General features: G+C 65.8%; 12 protein-coding genes. 6 read left to right on the forward strand and 6 right to left on the reverse strand.

Annotated features, from left to right (window positions below; translation table 11 throughout):
* The first annotated feature begins 186 nt into the window (after nucleotides 1-186).
* The 3 genes from Q7T84_RS14410 to Q7T84_RS14420 are packed head-to-tail and all read left to right on the forward strand — an operon-like array spanning nucleotide 187 to nucleotide 2,860.
* Nucleotides 187-1,428, forward strand: a complete 1,242-nt coding sequence (locus Q7T84_RS14410) for an NAD(P)/FAD-dependent oxidoreductase (RefSeq protein ID WP_304810139.1) — start codon at nucleotides 187-189, stop codon at nucleotides 1,426-1,428.
* 2 nt (nucleotides 1,429-1,430) lie between these two features.
* Nucleotides 1,431-1,790 (forward strand): nuclear transport factor 2 family protein, encoded by a 360-nt coding sequence (locus Q7T84_RS14415; RefSeq protein WP_304810141.1) that lies wholly within the window; start codon nucleotides 1,431-1,433, stop codon nucleotides 1,788-1,790.
* A complete protein-coding gene (locus Q7T84_RS14420; protein ID WP_304810142.1) occupies nucleotides 1,787-2,860 on the forward strand; it encodes a phosphotransferase in 1,074 nt (357 codons plus the stop codon). The genes Q7T84_RS14415 and Q7T84_RS14420 overlap by 4 nt, the downstream gene beginning before the upstream one ends.
* Here Q7T84_RS14420 and Q7T84_RS14425 read toward each other — a convergent pair.
* On the reverse strand, nucleotides 2,857-3,051 hold the full coding sequence (locus Q7T84_RS14425) for a hypothetical protein (RefSeq protein WP_304810144.1): 195 nt from the start codon (nucleotides 3,049-3,051) through the stop codon (nucleotides 2,857-2,859). The two genes, Q7T84_RS14420 and Q7T84_RS14425, sit on opposite strands and share 4 nt — an antisense overlap.
* A gap of 20 nt (nucleotides 3,052-3,071) precedes the next feature.
* The gene (locus tag Q7T84_RS14430; protein ID WP_304810146.1) at nucleotides 3,072-3,602 is read right to left on the reverse strand and encodes a gamma carbonic anhydrase family protein; all 531 of its coding nucleotides are present in this window, start codon (nucleotides 3,600-3,602) and stop codon (nucleotides 3,072-3,074) included.
* 321 nt (nucleotides 3,603-3,923) lie between these two features.
* On the opposite strand from Q7T84_RS14430, the gene Q7T84_RS14435 reads away from it, so the two are divergent.
* Nucleotides 3,924-4,694, forward strand: a complete 771-nt coding sequence (locus Q7T84_RS14435; RefSeq protein ID WP_304810148.1) for a PhoH family protein — start codon at nucleotides 3,924-3,926, stop codon at nucleotides 4,692-4,694.
* Between the two features lie 389 nt (nucleotides 4,695-5,083).
* Here Q7T84_RS14435 and Q7T84_RS14440 read toward each other — a convergent pair whose 3' ends face one another.
* Together Q7T84_RS14440 and Q7T84_RS14445 are read right to left on the reverse strand one after the other, a co-directional pair.
* Nucleotides 5,084-5,290 carry a DUF3126 family protein gene (locus Q7T84_RS14440; protein WP_056735203.1) on the reverse strand — a complete coding sequence of 69 codons (207 nt, stop codon included), beginning with the start codon at nucleotides 5,288-5,290 and terminating at the stop codon, nucleotides 5,084-5,086.
* 142 nt (nucleotides 5,291-5,432) lie between these two features.
* A complete protein-coding gene (locus Q7T84_RS14445; RefSeq protein WP_304810160.1) occupies nucleotides 5,433-6,224 on the reverse strand; it encodes a PEPxxWA-CTERM sorting domain-containing protein in 792 nt (263 codons plus the stop codon).
* A gap of 73 nt (nucleotides 6,225-6,297) precedes the next feature.
* On the opposite strand from Q7T84_RS14445, the gene Q7T84_RS14450 reads away from it, so the two are divergent.
* A complete protein-coding gene (locus tag Q7T84_RS14450) occupies nucleotides 6,298-7,470 on the forward strand; it encodes an MFS transporter (RefSeq protein ID WP_304810150.1) in 1,173 nt (390 codons plus the stop codon).
* Here the strand turns inward: Q7T84_RS14450 and cysE are convergent.
* A complete protein-coding gene (cysE, locus tag Q7T84_RS14455; protein WP_304810152.1) occupies nucleotides 7,463-8,293 on the reverse strand; it encodes a serine O-acetyltransferase in 831 nt (276 codons plus the stop codon). The genes Q7T84_RS14450 and cysE overlap by 8 nt on opposite strands.
* A gap of 28 nt (nucleotides 8,294-8,321) precedes the next feature.
* Nucleotides 8,322-8,936 carry an NUDIX hydrolase gene (locus tag Q7T84_RS14460; RefSeq protein WP_304810154.1) on the reverse strand — a complete coding sequence of 205 codons (615 nt, stop codon included), beginning with the start codon at nucleotides 8,934-8,936 and terminating at the stop codon, nucleotides 8,322-8,324.
* Nucleotides 8,937-9,016: 80 nt separating this feature from the next.
* On the opposite strand from Q7T84_RS14460, the gene Q7T84_RS14465 reads away from it, so the two are divergent.
* The coding region (locus Q7T84_RS14465) for a nitroreductase (RefSeq protein ID WP_304810157.1) at nucleotides 9,017-9,602 on the forward strand (586 nt) is incomplete at its 3' end.

The raw sequence follows: 9,602 nt of genomic DNA on the forward strand, positions 1-9,602 counted from the left end.
TCCTCTCATTTTCAAGTGGCGGCGAGGGTCACAGGGGCGCCGCTACGTCCGTCAAGGCCGGTGGCGCGGGCCGGCGCGGGCCGGCGCGGGAGATTGCGAGGGAAACGCCGCCGATTCCTGAACCTATTGATTGCCGTGGAGTAAGGTCACCCAGCCTGAGGCGACAAGGTACCGTGGAGGATTCTCATGGCGACCTACGATTTGGCCATCGTTGGCGGCGGCGTCGGCGGATCAGCCTTGGCGACCGTCATGGCCCGCGAGGGCTATTCGGTGCTGCTTCTCGAACAGTCGGAGACCTATGTCGACCGCGTGCGCGGCGAATGGATCGCCCCGTGGGGCGTGGCCGAGACCCGCCGCCTGGGCCTCTACGACCTGCTCCGGTTGGTCGGCGGCCATCATGTGACCCGCCACGTCACCTTTGACGAGAGCCGCGATCCGTCCGACGCCGAGGCCCGGACGCTGCCGCTCAGCATCTTCGCCGACGGCGTGCCAGGCCCTCTCTGCCTGGGCCATCCCCTGCACTGCCAGACCCTGCTGGACGCCGCCCGCGACGCAGGCGCTGAGGTACGCCGCGGCGTTCAGGTCACCTCGGTTGTGGCGGGCGAGAAGCCGCGCCTGACCTTCGAGCATGACGGGCAAAATTTTGAGGTCGGCGCCCGCCTGCTGGTAGGGGCTGATGGGAGAGCGTCCCAGGTCCGCGAGGCCGCGGGCGTCACGCTGCATCAGGACAAACCCCACCATTGGTTCGCCGGCCTGCTGGTCGAGAGCGCCGACGGCTGGGATCAGGACCTGCAGGCGATCGGCACCGAGGGAGACTTCGGCTTCCTCGCCTTCCCACAGGGGGATGGACGAGTCCGCATCTATGGCGGCTACGCACTTGGCCAACAGCACCGCTTCAAGGGTCCGGACGCCGCGCGCCAGTTCCTGGACACCTTCGCCATGCGCTGCAGCCCCATGAACCAGCATCTGGTGGCGGGCAAACCGGCCGGGCCGCTCTACAGCTACATCAATGCCGACTCCTGGACGAACGAGCCCTATGCGCCAGGCGTCGTCCTGATCGGCGACGCGGCTGGCTGGAACGATCCGATCATCGGCCTGGGATTGTCGATCACCTATCGCGACGTCCGGCTGGTCAGCGAATTGCTGAAGTCGACCGATCTATGGAACACCGCAACGCTGCGCCCCTATGGCGAGGAGCGGCGCGAACGGATGCGGCGGCTGCGCTTCGCCGCCTCGCTCCAGGCCGGTCTCGACATGGAATTTGGCGAGGCCGCCCGCGAGCGGCGACGCCTTCACTTCGAACGCTCCGCCAGCGATCCGACCCTTGGCGTTCACGGCGTGGCGGTCATGGCCGGTCCGGAAGCGGCGCCGGCGGAGTTCTTCACCGAGCAACATCGCGCTCGGGTGCTTGGCCCGCTGGAGGCATGACGATGACGCCCGACGAAATCACCGCGTTCAACGCCGCCTGGCTGCAGGCTTGGACTGATAAGGACGTCCCGCGCCTAGTGGCCTTCTACGCGGAAGACTGCATCTACAAGGATGCGCAAACCGTCGGCGGGCTTGAAGGCCGCGTCGCGCTGGCCGGCTATCTGAACGGCCTGTTCGCCGCCACCCCGCCGATGACCTACACGCCCGACGAGGTCTGGCCGACGCCAGACGGGTTCTGCGGCCGCTGGTACTGCAAGATCGGCGCGGACGGCGCCGGGCAACTTCGCGGCTTCGACCTCGTGGTCCTGCGCGGGCGGGAAATCGTCGTGAACGAAGTCTACGTCCACCAGCTGCCAGCATGAGAGATCAAGCGCCCGACATTCGCCGCCCCGAGGCGATCGACGCCGCCTGGCTGACCCGCGCCTTGCAGACCTCGGGTGTCGATGCGGTGGTGTCCAACTTCACCGCCGCGCCGGTCGGCACCGGCCAGATCGGCGACAGCGTGCGTTTTCGCCTGCGATATGCCCGCGGCGGCGATGACGCCCCGGCCTCCGTCGTCGGCAAGTTCCCCTCTGCCGATCCCATCAGCTTCAACACCGGCGTCATGCTCGGCAACTACACACGCGAGGTGATGTTCTATCGCCACCTCGCCGACAACGCCCTGATCCGCACGCCGCACTGCCTGTTCGCCGACGTCGAGCCCGCTAGCGGCGAGTTCGTCCTGCTCATGGAAGACCTGGCCCCGGCCCAGCAGGGCGACCAACTCCGCGGCGTCAGCCTCGACCAGGCGATGGCGGTGATCGACGAGGCCGCCCGGCTGCACGCCTCGCACTGGGAAGACGAGGCCCTGGATGACCTTCCGTGGGTCTCCGGCTCGCGGGCCGCCCCGCCCAGCGCGGCCACGCCTGAAATGGTCCAGGCGCTGTGGGGCGCGTTCCGCGACCGATATCAGCAGCACCTGCAGGCCGACTGGATCGAGATCGGCGAGCGTCTCTCCAGCCGGTTCGCCGCCCTCGGCGAGTTGCATCGCGGGCCACGCTGCCTGACCCACAACGATTTTCGGCCCGACAACATGATGTTCGGCCCTGCGGGCGTCACGACCCTCGACTGGCAGTCCTTCGCCTATGGCAGCGGAGCCCAGGATATCGCCTACTTCCTGGCCGGCGGCGTTTCCCCGGAGCTTCGCCACCGGCATGAGGCGCAGTTCCTGGACCGCTATCTGCTCGGCCTGCGCTCTCACGGGGTCAACAACTACAGCCGCGACGACCTGGCGCGGGACTACGCTCACGGCGCGTTCCTGCTCTTCCTCACCGCCTTCTTCGCCGCGATGGTCGTGAAACAGACCCCGCGCGGCGATGCGATGTTCATCCAGATGCTGGGCGGGGCGTCGCGGCACATCCTCGACCACGACGCGCTCTCGCTCCTCAGCTAGGTCCGCCAGCCCTGCTCCGAACCGGTGACGATATCGGTCAGCGGTCCGCCGTCGCGGATGGTCTTGTTGCGATAGATCACCACGCCGATCAGATTGGGCCTCTGGCCGATAGCGGCGCAGAACTCCGGCCAGGCCTCGGACGGAACCCACAGGCAGGGCGCCCGCGGGTCCTCGTCGATCGCGATGTCCACCAGATCGCGGACCTCCATGGTCAGGCGGTCTGGCTCAGACCAGCGCGATAGCGCTTCCAGTTCTCGACATAGTGCAGGGCCCCGCCGGCGATGACGCGGGCCTGGCTATCGCTGATCTCGCGCACGACCTTGCCTGGGGCGCCCATGACCAACGAGTTGTCCGGGATTTCCTTGCCCTCGGTGATCAGGCAGTTGGCCCCGATCAGGCAGTTCTTCCCAATGCGGGCTCCGTTCAGAATGATCGAGCCGATTCCGATCAGGGAATTGTCGCCAATGGTGCAGCCATGCAGCATCACCATGTGGCCGACGGTGACATTGGCGCCGATGGTCAGCGGCACGCCGGTGTCGGTGTGCAGGACGCTGCCGTCCTGGACGTTGGAATTCTCGCCGATGGTGATGGGGTCGTTGTCGCCGCGAATCGTCGCGCCGAACCATACAGAGGCGTTCTTCTTGAGAATCACCCGTCCGAGCACCGCGGCGGTGGGCGCAATCCAGTATTCGTCTTCGCCAGGCAGTTCGGGCGCGACATCGCCCAAGTTATAGACACCCATCCGTATACCCCGTTTATTCATCTAGAACGCGTGCTTAACCGTTCATAAACCGCGTTACCATCATTCTAGTGATGCGATTCGGAAGGGCGATAGCCCTTCCGCATCACGCCGCTAGCCGGCGTCCGGTTCGCGGTCTTGCGTTCAGGCGGAGGTATTTTGGTGTTACGTTTGCTTCGGCGGGAATCCCCGCCTGGATCCCGAACCGGAAGCGAGCCTCCAGGCCGCTGCGCGCGCCACCGCCGCCTCGTTGCATATTCCATCGATCCTCAAGGGCGAGCCATTCCGGCGTCGCTCTTTTTTCTTGCCCGAGTGGAGGCCTAGATGACCAAGCGAGCTATGAAGCGACAACTGCGCGAAGGCGCGTTCGACGCCGGTCAGTTCGAGGGTGACGCGAAAATTCGCCGTCTCCCCCTAGAGCGCGCCTGGTCCCCCATGGCCCACAACAATAACAATGAGGATCGCGACCAGGGCTATGTGAAGACCATCAAGGCCAAGTCAAAGGGCCAACAGGAGCTGATGGACGCCATCGACGCCAAGAACCTGGTCATGGCGCTCGGCCCGGCCGGCACTGGGAAGACCTACCTAGCCATCGCCAAGGCGGTTGAAGCTCTCGAAGCCGGCCGCGTCGGCCGCATCGTCCTATCGCGCCCCGCCGTCGAGGCCGGCGAATCCATCGGCTACCTGCCCGGCGACGCCGAGGACAAGCTCGCCCCCTATCTTCGCCCGCTCTACGACGCCCTGTCCGACCGTCTGTCGATGAAGCGGGTCCGCGCCCTGATGGCCGAAGGCGCCATCGAGATCGCCCCGGTCGGCTTCATGCGCGGCCGGACCTTGAACAACGCCTTCGTGGTCATCGACGAGGCGCAGAACTGCACCTATGGCCAGCTCAAGATGCTGCTCACCCGGCTCGGCTGGCATACGACCATGGTGGTGACGGGCGACCCGGCCCAATCGGACCTGCTGCCGGAACTCTCGGGGCTCGGGCCGGTCGCGGAGAAGTTCGACGCGATCGACAACATCGCCGTGGTGCGTCTGAAGGACGTGGACATTGTCCGCCACCCGCTGGTGGCCGAGATGCTGGGCGTGCTCTGACATCGCGCATCTGAACTCAGCGCCGGTCCCGATGTCCGTCCGGGGGCCGGCGCTTCTTTGCGGTGATCGGCCGCTACGCTACCAACGGGCGAGCGCCCCGGTCACCGGCTATGTCGGATTCCGGGGTCGACGCCTGCCCGAGAGAGAATCGCGCATGGTCTTCGCCGGCGCCTGCGGTTTGCTTTGGTTCGGCCGAAGCGCGTAGATCATCAGGACAAGCATAAACAAGCCTATGGCAGGCAGGGCAAGAACGCCAAGCTGTTCAAGCATATGGAACTTCTCCCGGCTGCGGGAGACTGCACCCTTGGGTGCAACCCCCGTTGCGCCAACACCCGGCTGTCGTCACGGTCGCTTGCGACTTCGCCACAGGCGAAGCCGCAGAACCAGCCTTACGGCAGGTCTTCGGCCAGGATGGCCATTTCGAACATGAACGATCCGTCGCCATCTTCGTCCTCGAAGACGACCCCGATGAACTCTTCGCCGATATAGACCTCGGCGGAGTCCTTCTGCTTGGGGCGGGGAACCAGGGTGATCCGCGCATTGGCGAAGGTGCCGCGCAGATGGCCTTCGACCTTGCGGATAGTTCTCTCGTCCAGCACGCCATGCTCCTTCGAATTCAACAGTGGCGGAACCTACATCGCTTTGCCGGTGCGAGGAAACCGTGGCGGCTCGTATTCCTGGGGACGTCTGCGTCAGGCACAAACGGTCAAGCGCCCCAGATCGAGAGTTTCAAGCCCCCTAAGAGAACGCCCGGCGCCTCTGGGCGCCGCGCAGCATCGCACCGGCCAGGCCAAATCCGACGATCATCATCGCCCAGATGTCCGGCTCAGGGACCACGGAGTTCGACGGCGCGCCCGCCAGGGTGAAGTTGTCGATAGAGGGCCAAATGCCGCTGCGGCCGACCGTGATCGTCAGTTCGCTGAGGCCCCCGGTCGAAACAAAGCCCAGGAAGCTGCCCGCGTTAGGATTTTTCAACACCGCGGTGACGTCGCCGTCACTGTCGATGGCGGTCACGGTTATGGTCGGCGAGGCTTGATAGTGCCCGTCGAGATTACTGCCGAAGAACAGGCCCGCGACCGCGTAGACGTCCGATCCAAATCCGCTGAACCTGATGGTGGAGTCGGCGTTGGTGGTCGTCAGGAATACGTCCGCCAGATTGCTGCCCGGATTGAAGCCCCCGGGCGCGGCCACCGTATAGTTGTGTGCGCCGGCGCTGCGGTTGACCGGCCCGGCGAACCCACTACGAGGGACCAGATCACTAAAACTGTCCGTTCCGGGATTGGAGACGGCGGCGAGGAAACTGGCCTGATCATTGTAGAGCGTGATGGCGGCTTGCGCCGGCGCCTGCACGCTAAGCGTTGCGACCACGGCGGCTAGAAAGAGCGTCTTCATGATCTGCCCCTTGCTTCGGCGCCGTGAAGGCAGGCGCAATGTAAAATCCACTTTACAATCTTCCCTCAATTCAAAGAACGCCATTCTTCGAAAAGTTGAAAATCCGACATTCAGTGCGCCGCATTGCTTGCGAAACACCCGCAATCTAGGGCCAATCGCCTAGGTTCGAGCCAAGACGCATCGCGCCCCTACAGGACAGAGGCGGCCGCCCATGGCGTTCTTTCGCAACACCACCGTCAACCTGCTGAACCTGCACTATGGCGTCCACGCCCTGGCGCTCAGCGGTGGCGGCGCGTTCTTCGCGGTGTTTCTGCTCCGGGCCGGCGTGCCTGCCCATGGCGTGCTTGCGTCGCTGGCCGCGATCCTGATTGGGCGGTTCTTTATCCGCCCGGCGGTCCTGGTGCTGGGCAAGCGTTACGGCCTCAAGCCCTTGGTCATCGCCGGCACGATCCTGACCGCGCTGCAGTATCCGCTGCTCGCCGAGGTGAACGGGGTCGGCTGGCCGCTGCTGGTCCTGTGCGTGGTCTCCTCGCTGGGCGACACCTTCTACTGGACCTCCTATCACGCCTATTTCGCCTCGCTGGGCGACGCCGAGCATCGGGGACACCAGATCGGGGCGCGTGAAGCCATCGCCGCGGTGGTCGGAATCGCCGCGCCCCTGCTAACCGGCTGGGCTCTGGTCACCCTGGGGCCACGCGTCGCGTTCGGCGCGACGGCGGTGGTGCTCACGCTCTCGGCCCTGCCGCTACTGCGGACGCCCAACGTGCTGATCGCGGCCGACGCGCCTGGCGCCCTGCGCGCCGCCCTGCCCGGCATGTTGCTGTTCGCCGCCGACGGCTGGACCGCGGCCGGCTACGTTTTCGTCTGGCAGATCGCCCTGTTCATATCGCTGGGAGAGAACTTCGCGGCGTTCGGCGGGGCCATGGCCATCGCCGCTATCGCCGGCGCGATCACCGGGCTGCTATTGGGCCGCTTCATCGACGCCGGTCACGGGCGCCGTGCCGTCTGGCTGGCGATCGGGGCGATGGCCGCCACGCTGATCTTCCGGGCCTATGGATATGGCCATCCGGCGATTGCGGTGGTCGCCAATGCGGCAGGCGCCCTGGTCAACGCGTTTTACGTCCCGACCCTGATGACGGCGGTATACAACCAGGCCCAGGCCTCGCCCTGCCCGCTTCGCTTCCACGTCGCGACCGAAGGCGGCTGGGACGCCGGCGGGGCCGCCGGTTGCCTGGCCGCCGCCGGACTGTTGTGGGGCGGCGCGCCGCTGTCCTCCGCCATCCTGCTGTCGCTGCTGGGAACGAGCGCCGCCTTCGCCCTGCTCCGCCGATACTACGGCGCGCAGGTCGCGGGCGAGGCTCCGGCCCCGACGCCGGTCAGATGACGTAGTCGTACACGGCCTCGGCCAAGGTGTGGTCCATGCTGCGCGCTGGCTCCTCGCAGGTCGGGCAATTGACCAGGCGCGCCGGAACGCCGGCCGCCGTGCAATGCGGCGGCACGGGCTTCAACACCACCGAGCCTGAGGCGATCTTGGCGTAATCGCCGATGGTGATGTTCCCAAGCACCTTGGCGCCGGCGCCCAGCAGGACGCCCTTCCCGATCTTGGGGTGACGATCACCGCGCTCCGCACCGGTGCCGCCCAGGGTGACGTCTTGCAGCATCGAGACGTCATCGCCGATCACGGCGGTCTCGCCGATGACGATCCCGGTGCCGTGGTCGATAAACACGCCCGAGCCGATCTTGGTGGCCGGATGGATGTCCACTTGGAACACTTCAGACATGCGGCTTTGCAGATAGAGCGCGATGGTCTCGCGGCCTTGATGCCACAGCCAGTGCGCCACCCGCTGGGTCTGCAGGGCCTGGAAGCCCTTGAAGAACAGGAACGGCTGCACATAGCCCTTGCAGGCCGGGTCGCGTTCGAACACCGCCTTCAGGTCTGCTTCGGCCACGCCGACAAGGCGTGGGTCGCTGCGATAGGCGGCGTCGGCCAGTTCGCGCAGGCTCATCGCCCGCAGTTCCTGGTCACCGAGCTTTCGCGCCAGTTGGTAGGACAGGGCGTCGCCCAGGTCCTCATGGCTCAGGATCACGGCGTTGAGCAACGAGGCGAGCGCAGGCTCCGCCTTCGCGGCGCGCTCGGCTTCCATGCGCAACGACGCCCAGACGGGCGGCGGCACTGTCGGATCTATGACCTCAAGGCGTTGGCTCAAAGGCTCCTCCCGTCCCAAAAGCGGTCCCCTATATTAGCATGGCGCGCGCGAGCGCATCCGGTAAATGGCCTTCCCGAGCCATATGGTAGGCCCGCAGCAACATCGCCACTGTCAGTGCGTCACGAATATATCCGTCGTTCGCCGCCTCCAGGGCTTCCCGGAACGGAACCCGGACCTGGGCGATATCCTCGGTGTCGTCGGCATGATGCATGCCCTGCGCGGGCGTAAGACCCGTGGCCAGATAGCCGATCGCAAGCTCGTCGGTCACCGAATTCGAGAGCTGGATCCGCAGGATCTCGCGCCATTCGGCCGCCGCCAGCCCCGCTTCCTCGGCCAATTCGCGCTTGGCGCCGTCCAGCGGGTTCTCGCCCTTGGGGCCGCCGCCCTCAGGGACCTCCCAGCTATAGTCGCCGAATGGAAACCGATGCTGGCCGACCAGGACGACCTTGCCGTCTTGATCTATCGGCAAAATGGCCAGGGCCAAATTCTTGAAGCCGACTAGGCCGTAGGTCGCCGAGGCGCCTGTGGGGGCCACCGCGGCATGCTCGGTCAACTTAATCCAGGGATTCTCATAGACGACCCTGGCCTCGCCCCGCCGCCAAGGCGTTCCATGCGCTTCAAGCCAGTCAGGTTTTTGCGACATATTCTCAACTGACCTTGTGGATCGCGACGCTCGGTCCCAATAAAGAGCGTCCCCATCGGTTTTGCCAACGAGGCGCCACCTTGACCATAGCCCTACCTGCCGCGCCCGAGTTCGGGACTCCGGTCGAACAACGCCCGCGCCCAGAGTTGCTGGATTTCCTGGCCGCCCGGCGCTCGTCGTCGGCCGTAACCTTGGCCGCCCCCGCCCCCAGCAGCAGCGAAATCGAGGCGTTGATCTCGCTCGCCACCCGCGTGCCCGATCACGGCAAGCTTTCGCCATGGCGGTTCATCGTCCTGGAAGGTGAGAACAAGACCGCCTTCGCCGGCCGCTTGCAGGAACTGGCGCTTTCGCGCGGCGACGCCAAGGCCGTCGCCAAACTCGCCAAGCTCAAGATCCCGCCGGCCTGCGTCGCAGTGATCTCACGCCCCAAGGCCAGCGACATTCACGAGTGGGAACAGATCCTGTCGGCCGGGGCGGTGTGCACCACGCTGCTCTATGCCGCCCAGGCGCTGGGCTATGGCGCGAACTGGATCACCGACTGGTACGCCTATGACGACCAGGCCAAGGCCATTCTGGGCCTCGAACCGCAGGAAAAGGTGGCGGGGTTCATTCTGCTCGGGACGATCAAGGACGCGCCGCTGGAGCGCGAACGGCCCGACGCCAAGG

Origin of the sequence: Phenylobacterium sp., from assembly GCF_030654915.1 — a bacterium.
Classification (GTDB): Bacteria; Pseudomonadota; Alphaproteobacteria; order Caulobacterales; family Caulobacteraceae; genus Phenylobacterium.